General features: G+C 70.9%; 22 protein-coding genes and 3 pseudogenes. 10 read left to right on the top strand and 15 right to left on the bottom strand.

Translation table 11 applies throughout. The features are described 5' to 3' along the window. Positions 1-31: 31 nt before the first annotated feature. Genes ABZ453_RS32430 through ABZ453_RS32420 form a run of 3 tightly spaced genes read left to right on the top strand, consistent with a single transcriptional unit; the run spans position 32 to position 2,901 of the window. Positions 32-1,030, top strand: coding sequence for a hypothetical protein (locus ABZ453_RS32430; RefSeq protein WP_359020508.1), 999 nt, complete (start codon positions 32-34; stop codon positions 1,028-1,030). After that, positions 1,027-1,686: a hypothetical protein gene (locus ABZ453_RS32425; RefSeq protein WP_359020506.1), complete on the top strand. Its 660-nt coding sequence runs from the start codon at positions 1,027-1,029 to the stop codon at positions 1,684-1,686. The genes ABZ453_RS32430 and ABZ453_RS32425 overlap by 4 nt, the downstream gene beginning before the upstream one ends. 3 nt (positions 1,687-1,689) lie before the next feature. Then, positions 1,690-2,901 (top strand): RNA-guided endonuclease TnpB family protein, encoded by a 1,212-nt coding sequence (locus tag ABZ453_RS32420; RefSeq protein WP_359020504.1) that lies wholly within the window; start codon positions 1,690-1,692, stop codon positions 2,899-2,901. Between the two features lie 50 nt (positions 2,902-2,951). Here the strand turns inward: ABZ453_RS32420 and ABZ453_RS32415 are convergent, their stop codons facing one another. From ABZ453_RS32415 to ABZ453_RS32380, 8 genes and pseudogenes are all read right to left on the bottom strand, one after another. Beyond that, positions 2,952-3,161 carry a hypothetical protein gene (locus tag ABZ453_RS32415; RefSeq protein ID WP_359020502.1) on the bottom strand — a complete coding sequence of 70 codons (210 nt, stop codon included), beginning with the start codon at positions 3,159-3,161 and terminating at the stop codon, positions 2,952-2,954. A gap of 23 nt (positions 3,162-3,184) precedes the next feature. Continuing rightward, positions 3,185-5,713: a heavy metal translocating P-type ATPase gene (locus ABZ453_RS32410; RefSeq protein ID WP_359020500.1), complete on the bottom strand. Its 2,529-nt coding sequence runs from the start codon at positions 5,711-5,713 to the stop codon at positions 3,185-3,187. Further along, positions 5,710-6,030 (bottom strand): hypothetical protein, encoded by a 321-nt coding sequence (locus tag ABZ453_RS32405; protein ID WP_359020607.1) that lies wholly within the window; start codon positions 6,028-6,030, stop codon positions 5,710-5,712. The genes ABZ453_RS32410 and ABZ453_RS32405 overlap by 4 nt, the downstream gene beginning before the upstream one ends. After that, positions 6,030-6,632: pseudogene (locus tag ABZ453_RS32400) on the bottom strand (cytochrome b N-terminal domain-containing protein); the annotation flags it as partial. The gene ABZ453_RS32405 and the pseudogene ABZ453_RS32400, both read right to left, overlap by 1 nt. A 25-nt stretch (positions 6,633-6,657) precedes the next feature. Next, a pseudogene (locus ABZ453_RS32395) lies at positions 6,658-6,888 on the bottom strand (hypothetical protein); the annotation flags it as partial. Positions 6,889-6,995: 107 nt separating this feature from the next. Continuing rightward, complete coding sequence (locus ABZ453_RS32390; RefSeq protein WP_359020498.1) at positions 6,996-7,577, bottom strand: hypothetical protein; 582 nt, start codon at positions 7,575-7,577, stop codon at positions 6,996-6,998. A 438-nt stretch (positions 7,578-8,015) separates the two neighbouring features. Next, a complete protein-coding gene (locus tag ABZ453_RS32385) occupies positions 8,016-8,306 on the bottom strand; it encodes an SHOCT domain-containing protein (RefSeq protein WP_359020601.1) in 291 nt (96 codons plus the stop codon). A gap of 1,147 nt (positions 8,307-9,453) precedes the next feature. After that, positions 9,454-10,905 (bottom strand): molybdopterin-dependent oxidoreductase, encoded by a 1,452-nt coding sequence (locus ABZ453_RS32380; protein WP_359020496.1) that lies wholly within the window; start codon positions 10,903-10,905, stop codon positions 9,454-9,456. A 92-nt stretch (positions 10,906-10,997) separates the two neighbouring features. Between ABZ453_RS32380 and ABZ453_RS32375 the strand changes: the two genes are divergently transcribed. Together ABZ453_RS32375 and ABZ453_RS32370 are read left to right on the top strand one after the other, a co-directional pair. Further along, positions 10,998-11,618: a TetR/AcrR family transcriptional regulator gene (locus ABZ453_RS32375; protein WP_359020494.1), complete on the top strand. Its 621-nt coding sequence runs from the start codon at positions 10,998-11,000 to the stop codon at positions 11,616-11,618. Between the two features lie 10 nt (positions 11,619-11,628). Then, entirely contained in the window at positions 11,629-12,492 is an 864-nt protein-coding gene (locus tag ABZ453_RS32370; protein WP_359020492.1) for an alpha/beta hydrolase, read from the top strand. A 523-nt stretch (positions 12,493-13,015) separates the two neighbouring features. On the opposite strand, the gene ABZ453_RS32365 is transcribed toward ABZ453_RS32370, so the two are convergent. From ABZ453_RS32365 to ABZ453_RS32340, 6 genes are all read right to left on the bottom strand, one after another. Then, positions 13,016-13,189: a hypothetical protein gene (locus ABZ453_RS32365; protein WP_359020490.1), complete on the bottom strand. Its 174-nt coding sequence runs from the start codon at positions 13,187-13,189 to the stop codon at positions 13,016-13,018. After that, entirely contained in the window at positions 13,186-13,920 is a 735-nt protein-coding gene (locus ABZ453_RS32360; RefSeq protein ID WP_359020488.1) for an isoprenylcysteine carboxylmethyltransferase family protein, read from the bottom strand. Before ABZ453_RS32360 ends, ABZ453_RS32365 begins: the two co-directional genes overlap by 4 nt. Beyond that, positions 13,913-14,173, bottom strand: coding sequence for a hypothetical protein (locus ABZ453_RS32355; protein ID WP_359020486.1), 261 nt, complete (start codon positions 14,171-14,173; stop codon positions 13,913-13,915). The genes ABZ453_RS32360 and ABZ453_RS32355 overlap by 8 nt, the downstream gene beginning before the upstream one ends. A 60-nt stretch (positions 14,174-14,233) precedes the next feature. Continuing rightward, positions 14,234-14,515 (bottom strand): DUF2933 domain-containing protein, encoded by a 282-nt coding sequence (locus ABZ453_RS32350; protein WP_359020484.1) that lies wholly within the window; start codon positions 14,513-14,515, stop codon positions 14,234-14,236. A gap of 156 nt (positions 14,516-14,671) precedes the next feature. Next, complete coding sequence (locus tag ABZ453_RS32345) at positions 14,672-14,956, bottom strand: hypothetical protein (protein WP_359020482.1); 285 nt, start codon at positions 14,954-14,956, stop codon at positions 14,672-14,674. 145 nt (positions 14,957-15,101) lie between these two features. Next, positions 15,102-16,178, bottom strand: a complete 1,077-nt coding sequence (locus ABZ453_RS32340) for a DUF475 domain-containing protein (RefSeq protein WP_359020480.1) — start codon at positions 16,176-16,178, stop codon at positions 15,102-15,104. Positions 16,179-16,339: 161 nt separating this feature from the next. On the opposite strand from ABZ453_RS32340, the gene ABZ453_RS32335 reads away from it, so the two are divergent. The 5 genes from ABZ453_RS32335 to ABZ453_RS32315 all read left to right on the top strand — a co-directional run bounded on the left by ABZ453_RS32335 (position 16,340) and on the right by ABZ453_RS32315 (position 21,751). Continuing rightward, the gene (locus tag ABZ453_RS32335; RefSeq protein WP_359020478.1) at positions 16,340-17,551 is read left to right on the top strand and encodes an RNA-guided endonuclease TnpB family protein; all 1,212 of its coding nucleotides are present in this window, start codon (positions 16,340-16,342) and stop codon (positions 17,549-17,551) included. Between the two features lie 237 nt (positions 17,552-17,788). Further along, positions 17,789-18,115 carry a metal-sensitive transcriptional regulator gene (locus ABZ453_RS32330; RefSeq protein ID WP_359020476.1) on the top strand — a complete coding sequence of 109 codons (327 nt, stop codon included), beginning with the start codon at positions 17,789-17,791 and terminating at the stop codon, positions 18,113-18,115. Between the two features lie 662 nt (positions 18,116-18,777). Continuing rightward, positions 18,778-19,242 carry a hypothetical protein gene (locus ABZ453_RS32325; RefSeq protein WP_359020474.1) on the top strand — a complete coding sequence of 155 codons (465 nt, stop codon included), beginning with the start codon at positions 18,778-18,780 and terminating at the stop codon, positions 19,240-19,242. A 95-nt stretch (positions 19,243-19,337) separates the two neighbouring features. Continuing rightward, positions 19,338-20,465, top strand: a complete 1,128-nt coding sequence (locus ABZ453_RS32320) for a PLP-dependent cysteine synthase family protein (RefSeq protein ID WP_359020472.1) — start codon at positions 19,338-19,340, stop codon at positions 20,463-20,465. After that, complete coding sequence (locus ABZ453_RS32315) at positions 20,465-21,751, top strand: MFS transporter (protein ID WP_359020470.1); 1,287 nt, start codon at positions 20,465-20,467, stop codon at positions 21,749-21,751. Before ABZ453_RS32320 ends, ABZ453_RS32315 begins: the two co-directional genes overlap by 1 nt. 93 nt (positions 21,752-21,844) lie before the next feature. On the opposite strand, the pseudogene ABZ453_RS32310 reads toward ABZ453_RS32315, so the two are convergent. Further along, positions 21,845-22,051, bottom strand: a pseudogene (locus ABZ453_RS32310) (tRNA-dependent cyclodipeptide synthase); the annotation flags it as partial. Positions 22,052-22,694: the final 643 nt, after the last annotated feature.

The following is a 22,694-nucleotide window of genomic DNA, read 5'->3' as shown; positions in this document are numbered from 1 at the left end:
CCACACCTCACCAGCCAAGGAATCGTTCCCCATGGCAAGCCCCACCCGCTCCTCCGGCAAGTCCCAGCCCGGCACTGGCCAGGACAGCAAGGCGCAGACCAAGTCCGAGAAGCGCCGTGCGGCAGCGACGCAGCGTGCCGCCGAGCAGCGCCGTGTCGAAGTGCGCCGACGTCGTGCGCGGATCGCCGGCGCGGCCGTGGTCGCTCTGGCTCTGGCCGGAGGCGGAGTGTTCCTCGCCACGCGTGGCGGCGACAGCGCAGGCCCGTCGAACGCATCCGCCGTCTCGGAACCGGTCGTGGGCGGCGACCTGCACACGGTCACCGTGGTCGGCGACCGGCTGTTCGTCGGCGGCCACGCGGAGGCCGCGGTCTCGCGCAACGACGGCCGCACCTGGCGGCAGGTTCCCTCCCTCGAGGGCGCGGACCCGATGGGCTGGGCGGTGACCCCCGACGCCGTACTCGTCGGCGGTCACCCCGGGGTGTACCGCTCCACCGACGGCGGCGCCACCTTCGCCAAGGTCACCGGCAAGAGCGCGGTGGACGACGCCCACGCCCTCGGCGGCAGCGGCAAGACGCTGTACCTCGGCTCGCCGCAGGCCGGGCTGCTCGCCTCCACCGACGGCGGCAACAGCTGGCAGGTGCGCAACGCCCAGGCGGGACGCACCTTCATGGGCACCATCCTGGTCGACCCGGCCAAGCCCGACCGCCTGATCGCCCCCGACATGTCCAGCGGCCTGATGACCAGCAGCGACGGCGGTCGCTCATGGAAGCCGCTCGGCGGGCCGTCCGGCGCCATGGTCGCCGCCTGGGACCCCAAGGACACCAAGCGGATCGTCGCGGTCGGCATGGGCGGCGCCGAGCTGAGCACCGATGGCGGCGCCACCTGGAAGCGGACCGAGGTCCCGCAGGGAGCCAGCGCGCTGGCCTACGACGCGCGCGGACGCACTCTCTACGCCGGCGTGCTGGACGGCCGGCAGGCCCGCGTCTACCGCAGCACCAATGGCGGCGCCACCTGGAAAGCCACGGCGTGACCAGCATGCAGGGCACCACCACCCCGCCCGCTGACGGAGGGCGGCGCACCCGCCGCCTTGATGCCGTGGTGATCACCGTCGCCGCGGTGGCGACGATCGGGTTCGCTGCGGTCGCTACGCTCGCCGCTTTCGATGCCTCCGACACGAGTCGGCCAGCCACCACCACGCCGAGCGCCTCCCCCGTCCGTCCCCCGGCCGACCAGATACAGCCCGTGCACAACGCCCTGCACGACATCGACGCCCGATGCGGCCGAAAGGCCGCCACCATCAGCGACCAGGCCCAGCTCCAGCGGGACGCCGACGGGGTCGTCGCCTTCGCCCGGCGCTACCCCGACGCCCGCTTCCCCATCGACGACGAGAGCGGCACCACCCTGTCCCTGCTCCTGGTCACCCGCCAGGGCCTGCTCACCTGCGCACCGGAGGCCGCCGCGACCGTCAACCAGGCCCTACCGGCCGAATTCCGCACCCCGGCCTCCACAGCGGGAGACAACACCTCATCGGGTCTCTCCTTCGTGGATACCCCCGGCTTCAGCCGGGGGAGGAAACGAAGTTCCTGCGGAGCAGGGCAGGAAGAGCCGGTTCGCCGCCGGGGCGGAGCGGCGTTCGCCGGCTGGCGGCCGACCGCCGTGGCTCACGCGGGAGTTGATAACGTGTGAGGTGTGATGCGGCAGGTCAAGCGGGCGTTCAGGTACCGCTTCTACCCCACCAACGAGCAGGCGGCGGAGTTGTCGCGTACGTTCGGCTGTGTCCGCCTGGTGTACAACAAGGCGCTGGAGGAGCGGACCCGGGCCTGGTACGGCGAGCAGCGCCGGATCTCCTATGTGCAGTCCTCCGCAGCGCTGACGCAGTGGAAGAAGACCGGGGAGCTGGCCTTCCTGACCGAGGTGTCTTCCGTTCCGCTGCAGCAGGCGCTGCGGCATCTGCAGACGGCGTTCGGGAACTTCTTTGCCAAGCGGGCGAAGTATCCGCGCTACAAGTCGCGGAAGAAGTCCCGGTCGTCGGCCGAGTACACCCGCAGCGCCTTCACGTGGCGCGAGGGGCGGCTGACGCTGGCGAAGATGGCCGAGCCGCTGGACATCGGCTGGTCGCGTCCGCTGCCCGAGGGTGCGGTGCCGACCACGGTGACCGTGTCCCGTGATGCGGCGGGACGCTGGTTCGTGTCCCTGCTGTGCGAGCACAGCATCGCCCCGGCCCCCGCGACCGCGAACACGGTCGGTCTGGATGCCGCGATCACCTCGCTGGTGACCCTGTCCACCGGGGAGAAGATCACCAACCCCCGGCACGAACGCGGGGACCGTGCCCGCCTGACCCGCGCTCAGCGGGAGCTGTCGCGCAAGGTGAAGGGCTCCGTGAACCGGGCTAAGGCCCGCAGGAAGGTTGCCCGCATCCACGCGCGGATCGCCGATCGGCGCCGGGACTTCCTGCACAAGCTGACCTCGCGCATCGTCCACGAGAACCAAGTGGTCGTGATCGAGGACCTGACCGTCCGCAACCTGCTGAGGAACGGGCGCCTGGGGCGCGCCGTCTCGGATGCGGCCTGGAGGGACCTGCGCATGATGCTGGAGTACAAGTGCGCCTGGTACGGGCGCGAACTCGTCGTGATCGACCGCTTCTTCCCCAGCTCGAAGCTGTGCGGAAGCTGCGGCACGGTCCGCGGGAAGCTGCCGCTGAACATCCGCGAGTGGACATGCGCGCACTGCGGTGCGGTGCATGACCGCGACGTGAACGCGGCACGCAACATCCTGGCCGCCGGGCTGGCGGCTGCTGCCTGTGGAGACGGTGTAAGACCTCAACGGGAGTCCTCCCGGACGGGGCGGTCGTCGGTGAAGCAGGAACCCCAGAGGGCGACCGCTGGAATCCCCCGCCTTTAGGCGGGGGAGGAAGCCAAGGAAGACGGTGACCTTATGGCCCGCCGTGACGGTCAGGGTGTCGGCGTGAAGGCGAAGTTCGTTAGCGTGATCTCCGCCCCGCCGGTGGTCGCCGAGGGCGAGGCGGGACTGGGGGCCGTGGCGGTGGATGTCGCTGAGGAGGAGTTGTCGTTCCCGCTGGAGCAGGCGGTCGCCGACAGCAGGGTCGCGGCCGCCGCCGGCACCAGGGGAGCGGTGCGTCGACGCTGCGGAGTGGACGGCATGAGAGCGGTTCCTCGTCGGTGGGTCAGGCGGCGCGCCGGGCGGGCTCGTCGGCGCTGGGGGCGACCGTTTCCCGCGGGGTGTGGGTGGGGGAGGGGGCCGCACCGGGCAGCCGAAGTCCCTTGAGGGACAACGCGTTGACGGCGACGATGAAGCTGGAGCCGGACATGGACAGCGCGGCGATCTCCGGGCGGAGCACCAGGCCGAAGGCCGGTTCGAAGACACCGGCGGCGATGGGCAGGGCGATCGCGTTGTAGCCGATGGCCCAGCCCAGGTTCTGGCGCATCTTGCGCAGAGTGCCGCGGCCGATGCGCAGGGCGGTGGGCACGTCCAGGGGGTCGGAGCGCATCAGGACCACGTCGGCGGTCTCGATGGCGACGTCGGTGCCGGCGCCGATCGCGATGCCGAGATCGGCCTGGGCCAGGGCGGGCGCGTCGTTGACGCCGTCGCCGACCATCGCCACCTTGCGGCCGCTGGCCTGGAGTTCGGCGACCTTGGCCGCTTTGTCGCCGGGCAGGACTTCGGCGATGACCGTGTCGATGCCGAGATGCTCGGCGATGCGGTCGGCGGTGGCCTGGTTGTCGCCGGTGAGCATGACGACCTCGACGCCGAGGGCGTGCAGTTCGCGCACGGCGGTGGCAGAGGTCTCGCGGGGTGCGTCCGCGATGCCGATCAGGCCGACCGCGCGCCCGTCGACGGCGGCGATCACGACGGTACGCCCGGTGGCGGCCAGCTCGTCCCGCGCTTCTGCGAGTTCCGCGAGATCGATGGCTTCGCGCTCCGCCAGGCGGCGGTTGCCGACCACGACCCGGTGGCCCGACACCTGGGCGATGGCCCCATGACCGGGTACGTTCTCGAAATCCTCCGCGCGTTCGAAGGCGAGCCCCTTGGCCTCGGCATGCCGTACGACGGCTTCCGCGAGGGGGTGTTCGGACTCCCGCTCGACCGCGGCGACCAGGCGCAGCAGCCACTCCCCGAGCACATCAGGGGCCGTGACGACGTCGGTGACCTCTGGCTCGCCCTTGGTGAGGGTGCCGGTCTTGTCCATGACGACGGTCTGGATACGGGCGGAGGTCTCCAGGCCCACGGCGTTCTTGAACAGCACGCCCCGTTTCGCGCCGAGTCCCGTCCCGACCATGATCGCGGTGGGGGTGGCCAGGCCGAGCGCGTCCGGGCAGGTGATCACCACGACGGTGATGGCGAACAGCATCGCGGCACCGAAGGAGCGGTCGGTGGCCAGCAGCCAGACGGCCAGGGTCGCGGCGCCGCCGAGCAGCGCGACGAAGACCAGCCAGAAGGCGGCACGGTCGGCCAGCCGCTGCCCGGGAGCCTTGGAGTTCTGGGCCTGCTGGACGAGCTTGACGATCTGGGCCAGCGCGGTGTCTGAACCTACCTTGGTGGCGCGCACGCGCAAGGTGCCGTTGGCGTTGATGGTGGCGCCGACGACCTGCGAGCCCGGTTCCTTGTGCACCGGCAGGCTCTCGCCGGTGACCATCGACTCGTCGACCTCGCTGGTGCCCGACTCGACCATGCCGTCTACGGCGATCTTCGCTCCGGGGCGGACCAGCAGCAGGTCCCCGACCACCACCTCGGCGGTGGGCACCTCTACGGGTTCGCCGTCGCGCAGCACGAGGGCCTTGGGCGGGGCGAGGTCGAGGAGGGTGCGGATGGCGTCGTTGGCGCCGCCACGGGCGCGCATCTCGAACCAGTGGCCCAGCAGCACGAAGGAGGCCAGCACGGTGGCCGCCTCGTAGAAGACATCGCCGCCGCCGGTGAGGGTGACGATCAGGGAGTACAGCCAGCCGGAGCCGACGGCGACCGCCACCAGCACCATCATGTCCAGGGTGCGGGCGCGCAGGGCTCGCCAGGCGCCGTCGAAGAAGATGGTGCAGGAGTAGAGGATCACCGGCAGGCTCAGCAGCAGCGCCCACACGTCCTCGCGCAGCCCGAAGGGGACGGGTACGTCCAGGTTGAAGACGTCCCTCCCGATCGGTGACCAGATCACGATGGGGATGGAGAAGAGTGCGGCGACGAGGAAGCGGTTGCGCATGTCGGCGACCATGGCCGTCATCGACATGCCCCCGTGCCCGCCGTGGCCCATCATGTCGTGCGGTGAGGGCATGCCCTCCTCGTGCTCGTGGGCGGCGTGCTCGGCGGGAGGACCCGGTTCGTGGACGTGTGCCTCGTGTACGTGCGGTTCGGGAGCGTGTTCGGGCGGGGCCGTCGCCAGGGCGGGTGGATCAGGCTCGGTCATCGGGTCGCAGACGTGGGTCGGCACGGACTGGCCTGCGCAGTGGTAGCCGCAGTCCTCGACCCAGCGACGCAGTTCGGCCAGGGACGTGCGCCGCGGGTCGAAGACCACCGTCGCCGTCTGCGCCACCGGGTTGGCCTCCACGTCGAGGACGCCCGGCCGGCGGCCCAGCACGGCTGTGATGGTGTTCTGTTGGGAGGCCCACCCCAGCCCGCGCACGTCGAGCACAGCGGTGCTGCGCTCCTTGGGCGGGTGCGCGTGGCCGGGGTGTGCCTCGTGAGCCGAGTGGTCGGGCACCGTCATTTCTCCTTCGGTGAGGGGGCGGTGGAGGCGTGCGCCGTGGTGGTGCGTCGCTGGGGCGGGTGGAGGCCGAGACGCCGGGGCAGGCGCGGCGGTCCGGCGAGCACGGTCAGGATGCGGGCCGCCAGGACGACGGACGCGGCCAGGATCAGCCCGCTGATGAGGACCAGGACTCCCGTACTGGGGCCGGGTGTCGAGCGCAGCTCCTGGTAGAGCGTGCCCATCGCGAGCACGGCCATTAGGGTCAGCGCCCAGAACCACCGCTGCGCGCGGCGGACGTCGAGGCCGTCCGTGCGGGGGGTGCGGTCAGAGGCGTTCATCAGTGCCCCTTCGGGTTGTTGATCCACACCTCGACAGTGACAGCTATGAGGCTTAGTAGCAACACTGTGGCAGACGTCATGGCGATCTTGCGTTCGCGCCACAGCCGCCGTGGGCTGCGGTCGAGGACGGGCACCAGGAAGATCAGTCCGAAGACGCCCGCGATGACGTAGGCGATCGAGGCGACCCCGAACCACTCCTCCATGGGGAAGAACCACCAGAACATCCACAGCGGCCGGGTGATCTCGATGCCCTCGACCGGTGTCGGCCCGAGGACCGGCGGCAGCAGCACCGCCAGCAGGGACAGCATGCCGAGGAGTACGAGGCCGAAGGCGGCCACGCGCTTGAGGTGCGCGGTGAAGGGCTCGGGTATCTCCTCCTCCGGCTTCGGGATGGCAGGGTGCGGTGAGATCTTGTGCCGCTTGACGAGCAGTGCGTGCCAGACGAACAGCAGCAGGATCAGGCCGGGGATGATCACGGCGTGCGCGGTGTACAGGCGTTCCACGATCGGTACGCGGTTGGTGAGTTTCGGGGTGAACCAGATGCCGAAACCGCCGAGGAGTTTGGCGACGTCGAGGTTGTGGGCCAGGGCCTCGTATCCCTCCTGGTCCCAGGGCGAAGACGAACATCGCCTGTGCCGCCCAGTAGTGCAGGCCGCGGGCGAAGCCGCCCAGCCAGACGTTCGAGACGAGGTCGCGCACCGACTGGTTGGCGTCCTCCGGCCTCGGCGAGTAGAACTGGGCCATGTAGACGCCGGTGACCAGCAGCGTCACGAAGGAAACGATGGTCAGGCCGCCCAGGCTCCAGCTCAGGTTGTTGGCGTGCTCGGGCACCGGGTAGGCCAGGGCCTTGATGCCCATCCGGTCGTCGATGACGTCTACGGCTCGCCGGAAGCGTCCGCGGCGAGGGGGCTCGGCCGCGGCGGCCTCGGGTCCGGCGCCAGCTGCGGACCCGGGACGGTGGGTGGTCATGACGCCTCCCGGTGCCTGCGCTCGCGGTGTTCCAGTTCGCGGAGGGTGTGCGGCGGGCGCAGCCGCCGCGAGAGCCACAGCCCCCCGCCGATGACCGCGACGCCCAGGCCGGCCAGGACGGCGTCGCCGCCGTCGGAGATGCCGCGCGCGGGCCGGAACTCGTCGAGGACGACACTGGTGCCGGTCTCGTCACCGGTCGCGGGCTTGCCGTTCCTGGGGGCGGAGGGCAGCTTGCCGCCGAGCGAGTCCAGCAGCAGCACCTTGACCTGACGACTGACGGCCGCGCTGTAGCCCGGCCGTTCGATCAAGTCCTGCGCCTGGCGGACCCTGGACAGGTCGACGTCTTCCTTGTGCGGGGCCATCAGGGCGTCGTCGATGCGCTCGGCGACCTGACTCTCGTAGGCGTTGTTGGCGATCAGCGCGAGGGCCTGCTCGAGAAGGATCGCCGACTCGTCGCTCTCCTCGCCGTGCGCCCAGGCGGTGCCCGACCCGGCGACGGGGAGCAGCAGGGCGGCCGCGGCGACCGCTCCGGACATGATCAGACCTGGCCCTCGCCCGAGGGCCAGGTTTCTACGCATGACGGTCAGCCTCGTTCATCGGGATTCCTCCGTGGATACCCCCGCCTTCAGGCGGGGGAGGAAACGGACTCCTGCGGAGCAGGGCAGGGAAAGCCGATGCGCCGCCAGGGCGGATCGGCGTTCACCGCCAACCGCCCGCAGGTAAGGGGCAGTTTGCGTGGCGTCCGGTCGGCGATAGCCAGGCTGGCCGGGCCTACCGCCGGGCTGGCGGGATGTCAGGTCTGTGGAGCTGGCGTAAGACTGCTGGGCGTACCCACGTCCCTTGCCGTTGGTTCGGGGCAGCTGCTGTCTGAGAAGCAGAAAACTCAACCCGCGAGTGAAGCTCCCTGCTTCAGCTGGGGGAGAAGTCAAGGCGCTCTCCTGGGCTCGCTGAGGAATGACGGCCCGCGGCCCTGCCTCGCAGGTGCCTGCGGCTGGAGCGGGACGTGCCCGCTCGGTTCAGTGCTTGGTGAGATCGGCGCCGGTGGAATGCAGCACCCGCAGACGGCGCTGGTACTCCTCCTCGTCGATCTCGCCGCGGGCGAACCGCTCGGCGAGCAACTGCTCCGGGGAGGTCTGCGCAGGCGGCGTCCAGTGAGTGGCGTCGGGTGAGCCGCCGGGTGCGGGTCGGCTGAGGGAGCGGAAGAGGAGGACGAAGGCCGTGATGATCAGGCCCCAGAAGACGATCATGCCGAGGGACATGCCGAACCATCCCCAGCCGCTCACGTTGTGGTCGTACCAGAACATCATGGTGATCACTTCCAGGATCGAAGGGGCGTACATGTAGAGCGCGCCGGTAGGGGGGCTTACAGCCACCGTCCTCTCACTAAGGGAATTAGTACATGGGCCGGGTGGCCCAGTGCCGGGGTCGGTGGGTCCCCTACTCGGTGGGGATAGGGGTGACGACGGTGGATTCCGTACCGCCATCCGTGGGGTGAGGAGTCCGCCATGAACCTGGCCGACCTGGTCGTCATCACCGTCTCCGCTGTCGCCATCGCCGCTTTGGGCTGGTTCTTCTTCGGCCCGCGCCGGGCGCGCGGCAGAGTTCTCCCATGGGGTGCAGCGGGTGGAGGTGACCGTGCGTGGCGGCCACAGCCCCGACGTGATCCGGCTGCGGCAAGGGGTTCCTGCCGAGGTGGTCTTCGATCGCCAGGAGTCCGGGGAGTACACCGACAGGGTCGTCTTCCCGGAGCTGCGGGTCAGCGCGGCGCTGCCGGCCTCCCCGGCGTGCGCCCGCGCGGCACCGGCGGCCATGGGCCGCTGGCCGTGCCCCGGTCCGGTGGTCCTTTCCCGACGGAGCCGTACGCCTCACCCGTTGGCTTCGGTGCCATTGTCAAGGGAGGGCCAGCCGTCTCACAGGCGGTCACCACCGTCGCAGAGAAGACGCGGCGGCCCAGCAGCGACAGCTCAAGGTCGTCGACATCCGCCCGCCGCCCGCGAACGACAGCCGTAGCCTGTCCTCCTTCTACCTGGTCATCGGCTGGATGGTCGGCGGCTTCCTGGCCGCCGCCATCCTCGGCATCGCCGCCGGCGCCCGGCCCGCCAACCTCCACCGCACCGCCATCCGCCTGGGCGCCCTGGCCGTGTACGCGGCCGTCTCCGGGCGGGGCGCTGCCCTGATCGCCGACCCGTGGCTGGACGCCCTGCCCGGCCGCTTCGCCGCCCTCTGGGCATCGGCGCCCTGGTCGTGTTCGCTTCCGCCGCGCCCTCATCTCCTTCGCCGCCACCGGCCTGCGCCAAGCTGTGCGCCCTGCTGCCCGGCCACTGCGCGCGGCGCACGGCCAAGCCGCCTGATCCCGTGTCGCGGCACACCTTCCCGCTCCCGCTCGCGGCTGCGTGCGGCTTCGGCCCCCACACGCGGCGTGCGGTTTGCTCTCCGCTGCGCGAGGCAGCTCCTCTACCGGGCCGTGATCGTGACGGTGTGGTAGCCGGAGGTGCCGGTGGGGAAGGGGGTGCGGGGGACGGGGCTCTGGCGGGTGCCGTCGCGGCTGGTGCAGCGGGCCTGGAGGGTGCGTTTGCCGGGGGTGAGGGGGAGGTGCAGCCGCCAGCGGCGCCAGGCGGCCGGGGCGAGTTCGGCGGCGAGTTCGGCCGTCTGCCAGGGGCCGCCGTCGACGCGGGCCTCGACCGCTGTGACGCCGTGCGGGGGTGCCCAGGCCACCCCGGTGCACGTCACCGTGGAGCCGTTCACGCGGCCGGGGGCCGGGCTGTCGATCCGGGCCAGGGGGCGGACCGGCACCGGTTCCCGGGGCCAGCCGCGTGGGAGCCAGTAGTCGGTGTTGGGGTGTTCGGCCAGGCGCAGCCCGGTCAGCCACTTGGCTCCGGTGAACTGCCCGTACAGGCCGGGGACGAAGACCCGGGCGGGGAAACCGTGCGCGGCGGTCAGTGGGCGCCCGGCCATGCCCACCACGAGGTAGCCGGCGGTGCGCTCCAGTAGCAGAAGGGGGAGGCTGCACTCCCAGCCGTCGACGGCACGGGTCACCACGTACCGGGCGGTGGGGTTGGGAGCGGCCTTGTCCAGCAGGGTGTGCAGGGGGATGCCGGTCCACCGCTGGTTGCCCAGCCGATCCCAGCCCAGCCGGTTGTGGACGCAGGAGAGGACCGCGTCGAACTCCACGAGGTCGCCGGCGAGCAACTGGTCGTAGGACAGCCGGTAGGGCGCGGTGCAGGCGCCCGAGACATCCAGTTCCCACCCTTCGGTGTCGATCAGGAGCGGCCGCATGGTGACGTCGGTGACGTAGAAGTCCTCCACCGGGGTCAGAAGCGGGCTGACCCCGTTCCATGCCTCCGCTCCGTCGCGGGCGGGCGGCAGTGGGGAGGCCACCGGCGGCAGCCGGGCAGACTGTGCGGCTGCATGTCGGCGGCGGTGCAGCTCGCGCAGGCGCAGGGAGGCCGCCAGGGCGGCCCCGCCCGTCAGCGCCAGGGCGCGAACGCGGGGCGTGGGGGCGGAAAGGGCCGTCACCGTGGCGGCCGCGCCGGTCGCGGCCGAGGAGAGCACGGCGGCTGTGGCGCGAGTGTCACGCATTTCGCCACTGCCCGGTCGGCGCAGGGCGAGTCCCGCTGCCGCCGCTGCCGCGGCACCGGCCGCCAGGCCGTACGTGACGGGGCGGCGTGCTTGCCCGAGGAGGGCTCCCGCCCCCACCACTGTGCCCACGACCGCCGCTCGGGTGACCGGCTTGTCCGCCGCCCGCAGGAGTTTCACCGTCTGCTCGACCACCGGCAGCGGGGACGTGTCCACCACCAGCTTGCCTGCCGCGTCGATCAGGGACGGGCCGCCCAGCGCCGCCGCGAGCAGCTCCGCCGCTCCCAGGCCGGACAGCGCCGCCGCTCCTCCGCGTAGCCAGGCACCCATACCAGGGCCCTCCCTCAGTACGTGAAACATGGTGCGTTCAGCCGTGCAACGCTAGTGTTGCATGCTGGCGGCGAGGGTGGGAGGCGAGGCGCATGGCAGATCGCGGCAGCCCGGTGCTGGACGCGACCGTACTGGCGGCCGCGGCTCAGGTACTGGCCGAGCAGGGCTGGCACGACTTCACCCTCGAACGCGTCGCCCAGGCGGCGGGCGTTTCCCGCGTGACCCTGTACCGGCGGGGCGTGACCAAGGACGTGCTGTTCGACGCGATCGTCGTCGGGGCCGCGCAGGCCTGGCAATCGGCGCTGTGGCCGGCCCTCACCGGCCCGGGCAGCGGCGCGGACCGGCTGCGGCAGGCGCTCGGCGCGGCATGCGCGGTTGTTGAGGAACACCTGCGATTGCTGGCCGGGCTGTCCACCGTGCCGGACCCAGTCTTCCACCTTGACGCGGAGGACGGCACCGGCCACCGCACCCGCGACGTCTACGTCACCCCGTTCCGGCGCCTGATCCAGGATGGGCAGGCGGACGGCAGCGTGCGCGCGGAGCTGGACGCGCAGCAGACCGCGACCCTGCTGTTCAACGTGATCACTCGCACCTACCTGCACATGCGCACCGGCCACGGCTGGCCCCCCGCCCGCACCGCAGACGCGCTGCTGGGCCTGGTCACCCCCGGGCTGCTGACTGACCGCCCTCACGGGCACCACACCGACGCGTAAGGAGCAACCCATGGCCACCGCCGTCTCCGCCCTCGGTCCTGTCCACCACGTCGAACTGCCCGACGGAGTCATCCGCTACCACGCCACCGGCAGCGGCCCGCCGATCGTGTTCGTGCACGGCATCATCGCCAACGCCGACGTCTGGCGGGGCGTCGTGCCCCGCCTGCGCGACCGCCACCGCTGCATCACCCCCGACTGGCCGCTGGGCGGCCACACCGACCCCATGCGCCCGGGCACCGACTTCACCCTGTTCGGGCTCGCCGACCTCGTCCAGCGCACCATCGCCGCCCTGGACCTGACCTCGCCCGCCCTCATCGGCAACGACACCGGCGGCGCCATCTGCCAGGCCGTCGCCGCCCGCCACCCCGAAAGCATCGGCCCCCTGGTCCTCACCCCCTGCGACGCCTTCGACAACTTCCTGCCCCTGCCCATCCGGCACCTGCAGCTCTTCGGCCGCACGCCCGCCGGGCTGAAGGTGCTCGCCGAGACCCTGCGCCTGCGGGCCGTCCAGCGCCTGCCGATCGCATTCGGCCTGCTCACCCGGCGCCCCATCCCCGCCGACATCATGGCCAGCTACACCGCACCGCTGCGCGAACACCCGGCAGTCCGCCGGGACTTCGCCCAGCTGGTGCGGGCCATCTCGCCCGCCTTCACCCGCGAGGCCGCCGAGGGACTGCGGACCTTCCCCCACCCGGCCCTGATCGCCTGGGCCCGCCAGAACTTCTTCCCCCTCGCCCACGGCGAGCGGCTGGCTGGCCTCATCCCCGACGCGCGCCTGCGCGTCATCGAGGACTCCGGCCCCTTCGTCAGCGAGGACCAGCCCGACCAGACCGCCGCCCTCATCGACGAGTTCCTCAAGGTCGCGGTGCACTGAGCGGGCGCCCCGCACGGAGATCGGCGTCCGACAGAACGTGCTGCAGATCGTTGTGGCGATGTTGGCCGTCGCCCTGTGGGCGGGGAGCACGTGGTCCGGCCGACGACGTCGGCACGAGAAGGACGAAACCTGCTCCGTCCAGGCACCGCCGGAATCCCCGACGAACGGACCGCGAACAGGGGTTGCGGCCCCCGCGCGTGCGCCGGGACGGGCGTCGACCAGAGGGTGGTACCACGCCACACGCGAGGGGCTCGCGGCCGACGGGTATCCGCCGCCGCTCGGGGCCCGCCCGGGCAGCAGACCGCCCAGGCGGTGTCTGCCACTGCGGGGGTTGGGAGAGGTCGCCGACGCCGTCCGTTCCCCGCCCGGCGCAGGTTTCTCCGCTCGGGTGCGCCCGGGCTCAGCGTGTGGGCCGTACCAGCCGTGCGGCCAGGTCCTCGACAACCCCGGTCATGGAGCCCTGGTCTTGGGGGCGTTGGCCCGGGGTGAACAGCCGACGAGCAGGTGAGTGCGTGGCGGAGCGCTACGGCCCCGCCGAAGGGGCGCTGACCGACGATCGTCGCTCGGTCCACCAGATCGCGGCGGGCAGGGCCAGGAGATCAGCGAGGCCGGCGACCGTGACCATGACGAGCAGTGCGACGGGGATGCCGGCATGGGATTCGCCCCCACGGGTCGGAGGGATGGACCTGGCGGTCATCGGCCGCCTCCGGACCGGCCGAGGCGGTCTCGTTCACGCGTGCGCCCGCCGGGTCGGCCTGATGTGGTGCCGTGGTGCTTCGGGGGCGCGGTGGGGGTGCGGTGGTGCCGGCCGATGTGGGGCCAGAAGGCGGGGGTGTTGGCGGCGTAGGCGTCCCAGTCGGCACCGAACTTCTTGGCGACCTCGCGCTCTTCGCTGCGGGCGAGGCGCGCGTAGACGTACACCAGGATTGGGAACATGACCAGGGTGGGGATGGTGGGCCACTGGAGCAGGAACCCGATCATGATGAGCAGGAAGCCTTCGTACTGCGGGTGCCGTACGTGGGCGTACGGGCCGGTGGTGGCCAATCGGTCGCGCTGGGCGGCCTCGTGCAGCACCTTCCAGGCGGCGGCGATCAGCCAGAAGCCGACACCGATGCCGACATAGCTCGCGAGGTGGAAGGGGCTCAGGTGCGGGTCGCCGGTCCAGCCCGTCAGGTCGTTCCACAAGTGGCCGCCCGCGTGGGTGTCCTTCAGCAGCGGGAACCGGCTGCCGAGCCAGCTGCCCAGCAGGTAGATGGTCAGCGGAGTGCCGTACATCTCGGTGAACAGCGCGACCATGAACGCGCTGTAGGCGCCCATGGCCCGCCAGTCCCGCTTCGTCTTCGGGTGGAAGAAGCTGGCGGCGAAAACGATGAACAGCAGCGCGTTGAGCACGACCAGCGGCCACAGGCCGTATGCCGCCTCAGCCATGACGTTCTCCTCGGGGTGTGCGCCGACCGTCGGCGAGGCTGTGCATCCGTGTCCGGTAGGTGGCCGCATCGATCCGGCCGTGCAGCCGCAGTCCCACGAGCCATTGCTCGGCTTCCTCGAGGGCCGCGCGGCGGCCCCGGAGGCGGGCCAGCGGCGGCCATCGGCTCTCGGCCGGCGTGAGCAGGCGCGCCATGTCGTAGACCCCGGCGGCCACCAGCAACGAGCCGATCAGCAGAGCGATCAGCGCTGCCATGGCACGGCTCCCGGTGGTGCGGCGGGTCCGCCTGGCCGGCGGCCCGGGGCGAGACGCCTCCTACGCGCGCCCATGGCCGTAGGGGTGCTTGTGATCCTGCTTGCGCAGAGGATCGTCGGTGTCCTCGGCGGCCCGGTCCGTGGTGTCGTGGCCGCCGTGCATGCCATGGCCGCTGTGCGTGTCGTCACCGTGCATGCCACGCATCATGAAGAACATCATCAGCGGGCAGGCGATCAGCACAGCCAGCAGCGCCAGGCTTCCCACGGGCGCGCCCAACGCCACCAGTCCGACGATCGCGATCGCCGCGGCCAGGGCGTACAGGGGGAGCTTGTCAGACTTCATGGTGTTTCCTCCTCAGTCCCCACCTCAGTGGGGAATACCTGTACCCGGTATGGGTGGTTGATTCGATCGTGCGTCCGCCCCTTCGGGGCGGGTATGGGTCGAGTCGGGCTGCTCCGCGGGCCGTCCGGTCCCTTCTGGGACCGGACGGCCCGGGTCTCATGTCGCATGACCGCGTGGGCCGAGCAGCCGGCGGACTGTGTACACACGGCTGCCCGGACGCCGGCCGCGGGCGAGTCCTGCCGTCGCCGCGCGATAGGCGGCGGGGCTGATCCGATCGGTCAGCAGGAGCTGCACCTGCCGGCACTCGGCGGCGCCCGCCGCCGCGCGTCGGCCGCCCAGCCGGGCCAGGAGCACGCCGAGCGGTCCTCGCGCGGCGAGGACGCGCCGAACGCTGACGCAGGCCATCGCCACCAGCAGTGCTGCCCCGATCAGAGTCGACATGGCTGCCTCCCTTCGCCAAGCGCGGTGCGGGCTGCGGCGACCTCCTCAGTGTGGCCTTCCCCTCCAGCCAGTCCTATGGAGCTAAGGTCCTTAGTAGTAGGCCGAACGGCCCTACGACAACCGCCGCCCTGCCGCGGGAGCCGTGTCAGCGCACGGTCGTGGGCTCGGACGTCCCCTGCTCCGTATCAGTCCCCGGCACGCTGACGACGCCCTCGGCTCGGCGCGCTCGCTCCCGGCGGTTGTGCATGAGGGAGGACAGGAACGCGGCGCCGATGAGGGCGACACCGACGGCGCTGGTGACGGTCTGCGGGACGTCGTAGCGGATGGTGAGGAACAGGATGACGGCCAGGGCGCCGATCGCGTAGTGCGCGCCGTGCTCCAGGTAGATGTAGTCGTCCAGAGTGCCGCGTCGGACCAGGTGCACGGTCAGCGAGCGGATGAACATGGCACCGATGCCCAGGCCGAGCGCGATTTGGAAGATGTTCTGGCTGATGGCGAACGCGCCCACCACCCCGTCGAAGGAGAACGACGCGTCGAGCACCTCGAGGTAGAGGAACAGGAAGAACGCGGCCTTCCCGACGGTGGAGCCGGCGTACGAGGACTCGAAGTGCTGGGACAACCCGCTGACGAACAGATAGGTGAGCAGCCCCAGCAGGCCGGCGACGAGCACCGTGGTGGACTCTGCCTCGGTCAGGGTGGCTGTCGCCGTCAGCAGCACACCCAGGGCGACCAGCACCGAGAGCCGATCCAGCCCCGCCGCCCGCGCGGCGGCCCGCTCCAGGGGGACCAGCCAGTGCACGTCACGCTCGGACAGCAGGAAGTCGAGGGCGATCATCAGCAGGAACATGCCGCCGAACGCGGCGATGGCGGGGTGCGCGTGGTCCAGGTGCTCGGCGTATGTGTCCGGCTTGCTGATCGCCAGATCGAGTACGGCGGAGGGGCTGAGCCGTGTGGTCGCGGACACGACGAGCAGAGGCAGGATCAGCCGCATCCCGAAGACGGCGATGAGGATGCCCACAGTCAGGAACATCCGCTGCCAGAAGGCGGTCATCCGGCGCAGCACAGTCGCGTTGATCACCGCGTTGTCGAAGGACAGCGACACCTCCAGTACGCCGAGCACCGCGACGGCGGCCAGTCCACCCGGCCCCCACAGGAAAAGGGCGGCGGCCAGGGCCAGCGCGGTGACGCCGAAGGACCAGCCGAAGGTTCGCAGGGCGCTCATCGGGTCTCTCCTTCGTGGATACCCCCGGCTTCAGCCGGGGGAGGAAACGAAGTTCCTGCGGAGCAGGGCAGGAAGAGCCGGTTCGCCGCCGGGGCGAACTGGCGTTTGCCGGCAGCCAGCCGATACCTAGGGCTCACACGGAATCTGATACAGTGTGAGGTATGCCGGAGCAGGTCAAGCGGGCGTTCAGGTACCGCTTTTACCCCACGGACGGGCAGGCGGCGGAGTTGTCGCGTACGTTCGGCTGTGTCCGCCTGGTGTACAACAAGGCACTGGAGGAGCGCACCCGGGCCTGGTACGGCGAGCAGCGCCGGATCTCCTACGTGCAGTCCTCCGCCGCCCTGACCGAGTGGAAGAAGACCGAGGAACTGGCCTTCCTGACCGAGGTGTCCTCCGTTCCGCTGCAGCAGGCGCTGCGGCATCTGCAGACGGCGTTCGCCCACTTCTTCGCCAAGCGGGCGAAGTATCCGCGCTACAAGTCGCGGAAGAAGTCCCGGGCGTCGGCCGAGTACACCCGCAGTGCCTTCACCTGGCGCGAGGGGCGGCTGACGCTGGCGAAGATGACGGATCCGCTGGACATCCGCTGGTCGCGTCCGCTGCCCGAGGGTGCGGTACCGACCACGGTGACGGTGTCCCGGGATGCGGCGGGACGCTGGTTTGTGTCCCTGCTGTGCGAGGACACCATCCCCCCGGCCCCCGCGACCGCGAACACGGTCGGTCTGGACGCCGGGATCACCTCGCTGGTGACCCTGTCCACCGGGGAGAAGATCTCCAACCCCCGGCACGAACGCGGGGACCGTGCCCGCCTGGCCCGCGCCCAGCGGGAGCTGTCGCGCAAGGCGAAGGGCTCCGCGAACCGGGCCAAGGCCCGCAGGAAGGTTGCCTGCATCCACGCGCGGATCGCCGACCGGCGCCGGGACTTCCTGCACAAACTGACCTCGCGCATCGTCCACGAGAACCAAGTGGTCGTGATCGAGGACCTGACCGTCCGCAACCTGCTGAAGAACGGGCGCCTGGCGCGCGCGATTTCGGATGCGGCCTGGACGGACCTGCGCATGATGCTGGAGTACAAGTGCGCCTGGTACGGGCGCGAACTCGTCGTGATCGACCGCTTCTTCCCCAGCTCGAAGCTGTGCGGGGCCTGCGGCACGGTCCGCGGGAAGCTGCCGCTGAACGTCCGCGAGTGGACGTGCGAGCACTGCGACGTGGTGCACGATCGGGACGTGAACGCGGCACGCAACCTTCTGGCCGCCGGGCTGGCGGCTGCTGCCTGTGGAGACGGTGTAAGACCTCAACGGGAGTCCTCCCGGACGGGGCGGTCGTCGGTGAAGCAGGAACCCCAGCGGGCGACCGCTGGAATCCCCCGCCTTTAGGCAGGGGAGGAAGTCAACGGGACTCATCTCCTCGGGGACCGGCACGCAGGGGCGGCGGGCGAAGGGCGCGTCGCGCGTGGTACCGCCACCCTCCCGGCGCGGGCGGCGACGCGCACAGGGGCCTGTCGGCCCTGCGGACGGGACGGCAGGCCCCTACGGGGTTGGGGTATCCGCGGCCCAGGATGAACTGCAGACCCCTCCAGTTCGTACGGAGCGAAGGAGAGGAGGCGCACGGCGATGGCCACAGCCCCAAGTCGCGGTCCGCGCCCGTCGGTGTCCGAACCGCCGGGCTACCACGACCAGAAGGCGGATCATCTGTCCCGACTGCACAAGATCGAGGGCCAGGTGCGCGGGGTGACGCGCATGGTCGACGAGGACCGGTACTGCATCGATGTTCTCACCCAGATCGGCGCCATCACCCGTGCCCTGCAGGAGGTCGCCCTGGGCCTGCTCGACGAACACTCCAGGAACTGTGTGTTGAACGCCGCCCGTTCGGACTCGCAGAGGGCGGACGAGAAGCTCGATGAACTCGCCCTCACCATGCGGCGGGTGATGCGCCTGTGATCGAGCCGATTCTGACGCGTCGGTCCTTCCGGTCGAAAAGCTCTCTGCGGGGCGAGATCCTGGCGGGAACGGTGCGGGCGTGCTCGATGAAGGTCGGCATGATCGGCCTCGTGCTCTTCGTGAGGGGAGTGCGATGGTGCGCGAAGTGCCTCCCGAGCAGCCCGTGTTCACCGCTGGGCGGTGGGTTGGCAGCGGAGGTGCGGGACGCGGAGTCCGGGAGGGCGCTGCCGATCAGCAGCGGATTGTCTGCAGGGAATCCGGCGCAGGGACGGCCCCCGCGGCCGGGTTGCAGCTGTGTCTGGCGGTACGGGCCAGCGCGGGCCGGAGCGCGGGCGCGTCCCCTTGGACGGCGGCCGGGAGAGCGCCCGGCGAGTCGACGAGATTCGCACCCGACCAGGCGGAGCCCGCACGGCCGCGGGAGGAGGGCAGCGCTGCGTCATCCAGCGTCGAGCCGTGATGCGGATCCGGGGATTCGGCGCTCTCACCCGGCTCACCGTCTGGTCCCGTCCTGTCGTCCTGCATCAGGTCGGAACCGTCTGTGACCCCTCGTAGTAACTAAAGAATTTAGTGGCAGATCCGGTTGGGTGACACGAAGGCGGAATTCTTCGCCCATACGTGGACGTAAGCTGCCGGAGCGTGATGTTCTGCTTACGATCTGTCGCATGCCGCAGGAATCTGCCGGCTGCGCGAGGGTGCGCAGGCCGGCCCTCGCCCTCCTCGTGGGTCTGGTGCTGATGCTCCTGGCCCACGCTGTCGCGTGCGCCGGGCATCCGGCCGGCGGGCACGCGCACGCCACGACAGTGTCCGCGTCGGCGGTGCACGAGGAGGCCCGAGCGGACAGCCTGCGGTCCGCGTGGGAGGCAGTGGACTGCGCCCTTACCCACGCGGTGGACGGGCATTCGGAGCACGGCATCGCGTGCTGCGATCCGGCCGACTGGCCCGCCGACACGCGTGTACCCGCCGGGACACTGCTCCTGGCGTTCACGCTGATCGTGCTGCTTTCCCTGCGTCACCGCGTGATGGACCTCGTGATGTCGGGCGCCCCGCCAGGGGGAGGGAATCCGGCGGTCGTGCCGCCTCCCGGCGGCTCCCACCTGCTGAACCTGGTCTGCGTCAGCCGTACGTGACCGTGCCGCCCAGCAACCGCTGGGCCATCCGGCACATTCACCCGTACGGCAGACACGCGGCCCCAGCGCGAGCGGGGCCGCGAGAGGACCCCCACATGAGCACTGCCCTGCGCGGCATCACGTCGCACGACATCACCTCGTTCCTCGCAGCACACGAAATTCCCGAACCGGCCGGAGCGCCGCGGCGGTCCCCGGCCGGCATGGTCGGCAACACCCCCGTCCTCTTCATCGGAGAGCCCTTCAACCCGGCGGGCCGCGGCTTCTGGGCGAAGCTGGAGGGCGCCAACCCCGGCGGCATCAAGGACCGCCCCGCGCTCCACATGGTCGCCGCGGCCCGCAGACGGGGCGACCTCACCCCGGGCGCCCCGATCATCGAGTCCACCAGCGGCACCCTCGGCCTCGGCCTCGCCCTGGCCGGGATCACGTACGGTCATCCGGTCACCCTGGTCTCCGACCCCGGCATGGAGCCGCTGATGGTGCACCAGCTGCGCGCGCTCGGAGCGCACGTGGACCTGGTCACAGAGCCGCATCCGGTGGGCGGCTGGCAGGAGGCGCGCCGCGAGCGCGTACGCGAACTGCTCGCCCGTACGCCGTCGGCCTGGTGCCCCGACCAGTACAACAACCCGGACAGCGTTGCTGCGTACGCTCCTCTGGCGCTGGAACTCGTCGTCCAGCTCGGCCGGATCGACGTCCTGGTCGCGGCGGTCGGCACCGGCGGCCACTCGGCGGGCATCGCTCGCACCCTGCGGACGTTCAACCCGGAACTCAGGCTCGTCGGCGTCGACTCGGTGAACTCCACCGTTTTCGGCCAGCCAGCCGGACCCCGCCTGATGCGCGGCCTCGGCAGCAGCATCCATCCCGCCAACGTCGACCACGCGGCCTTCGACGAGGTCCACTGGGTGGCCCCGGGGGAGGCGGTGTGGACCTGCCGTCAACTGGCCCGCGGCCACTACGCCAGCGGTGGCTGGAGCGTGGGCGCGGTGGCGCTCGTGGCGAACTGGCTGGCGCGTACCGAGCCGGAGCGGACCCGGATCGCGGCGATCTTTCCCGACGGCGTGCACCGCTACTGGAACACCGTCTACAGCGACGACTACTGCCGTCGGCACGACCTTCTCCGACGCTTCCCGGCGTCCGAGCCGGACGAGATCCTCCACCCGGGCGAGAGGACGGTGGAGCGTTGGACCCGCTGTACCGACGTTGCTGTGCCCGAGGGAGCCGCGTGATGAAGTCCCTTGCCGCGCAGTTCCGTTCGTTCAACGGGTGTATCCGTCTGCTGATGATCCAGCAGTTCACCATCAACACCGCCTTCTACATGCTCATGCCCTACCTGGCAGTTCATCTCACGGACGGCCTGGGCCTGGCCGCCTGGGCGGTCGGCCTGGTGCTGGGCGTGCGCAACTTCGCCCAGCAGGGCATGTTCCTTGTCGGCGGGACGCTCGCCGACCGGCTCGGCTACAAGCCTGTGATCGTGACAGGGCTCGTGCTGCGGACCGTCGGCTTCGGCCTGCTCGGCTTCGTCAGCTCGCTGTCCGCGCTCGTCGTGGCGTCGGCGGCGACCGGCTTCGCGGGTGCGCTGTTCAATCCGGCGGTTCGCGCGTATCTCGCGCAGGAGGCGGGGGAGCGGCGCGTGGAGGCGTTCGCGGCCTTCAACGTCTTCTACCAGGCGGGGATGTTCGTCGGCCCGCTGGTCGGACTCGCTCTGCTCACCGCCGACTTCAGGCTCATCTGTTCCGTGGCGGCCCTGTTGTTCCTTGTCCTGACGGTGATTCAGCTGCGCATGCTGCCCGCCAGCAAGGGCACATCACGAGCCGAGCCCGGCGGTGGCGGTGTGCTCGCCGACTGGCGCACGGTCGTCGCCAACCGCCCGTTCCTCCTCTTCGCCCTCGCCATGATCGGCTCGTACGTCCTGTCCTTCCAGGTGTACCTGGCGCTGCCGTTTCAGGCGCACCGTGCCGCTCCGGACCGGGGCGATGCGGTGACCACGGCGCTGTTCGCGGTCTCGGCCGCGGTCGCCGTGGCCGGCCAGCTGAAGATCACCGCATGGGCTCGGGCGCGCTGGTCGTCCCAGCGCGCCATCGTGTACGGCATCGCGCTCATGGGCGCGGCCTTCCTCCCCCTGCTCATCGACACCGGACCGGCCGGCCGGGACAGCGGCCCACTGGCCTGGGCGGCGGCGTTGGCACCGCTGTTCGTGGCGGTCGCCCTGCTGGGTCTGGGCACCGCGATGGTCTACCCGTTCGAGATGGACACCGTCGTCTCCCTCGCCGGCGGACGCCTCGTCGCCACCCACTACGGGCTGTACAACACCATCGCCGGCCTGGGAATCACCCTGGGCAACCTGACCACCGGCGCCGTCTGGGACGCCGCCGACCGCCTGGGGTGCCCGGAGTTGACCTGGTGGGTGCTCACGGCGACGGGCGCGTTCTGCGCCGGCTGCGTCGGGCTGCTGGCGCGCTCGGGCCGCCTGACCGCACGTCCCGAACCGGAGCTCACGGCGGTGGCCCCGTGACCGGGAACACGGCGGTCGCCCGGGCGGGCAGCGCGCTGCTGATCCTGTTGCGGGTGTGCTGTCCCTGCCTGCGCGCCTTCCACTCCGCGCTCGTTCCGGCGGGTACCCCAGGGCCTGCAACGTGTACGCGCTCGGGCCATCCGGGACGAAGAAGTCGACCCGCGCGAAACGCCCGTACGCCCACTGCGCGATCTGTCGAATCCGCCCGACCGAGAAGTGGCTGTTGAACGGGCTGACTCCGATGCATGCGTGCTCAGCCCGCGCCAGGACGGAGGCGCACATGGCGCTCAATGGGGTCACTACGAGTCCGCTCGCGCCCTTCCGCGTGCAGGCGGACGAAGGCCCTCTCCACTGAAGCTCCGCCCAGCCGAGGATCCGGCTGCGGCCGTCGCTGACGCCCAGTTTCAACTGGCCGGCACCACATGCGGTCTTCACGCAATTCGCCGAGGGGCTGGTGGGGGAGCTGCCGGGGAAGAACGGCTGGACGCTGGCGGTGCGACACGAGGTCGCATGAGATGAGTGGGACTCATCGGAGGAGGTTCGACTGATGTCGAAGGTGTAGTGCCCGGTCCCGTGCGCAAGGACCGTCCCTGCCCTCGGCGTGCGCTGCGGGTAACTGCGGCATGCGAAGCTCGGGGAACAGGCAAGGATCCGCGTTCCATCCGTGGATTACAGGCTGGGGAAGACCGGACGGGTGAAGAACATGAACCCTCGTTGATGCCTCGTTACACAGACTTCTGCCGATGGGATGTGGCAGCGGGAGAGCAGGGGCCGGCCGCTGCGAGGCGCCGGGTGCCGGCTGGGGAAGCTAGGTCAGCCGGGAGCGCACCACCGGCCCCCGGGTACAGAGGGCGCCCAACCCGGTCGTAGCTCACTCATGCGGAACGTGACAACCCCGTCATGGCCCAGGCTGGCATGCGCTGGACTGGTAGGCGGACCGTGA

Origin of the sequence: Streptomyces sp. NPDC005799 (assembly GCF_040630525.1) — a bacterium.
Classification (GTDB): domain Bacteria; phylum Actinomycetota; class Actinomycetes; order Streptomycetales; family Streptomycetaceae; genus Streptomyces; species Streptomyces griseorubiginosus_B.
Note: the sequence above shows the minus strand (reverse complement) of the source record. Positions and strands in the feature narration are given on the sequence as shown.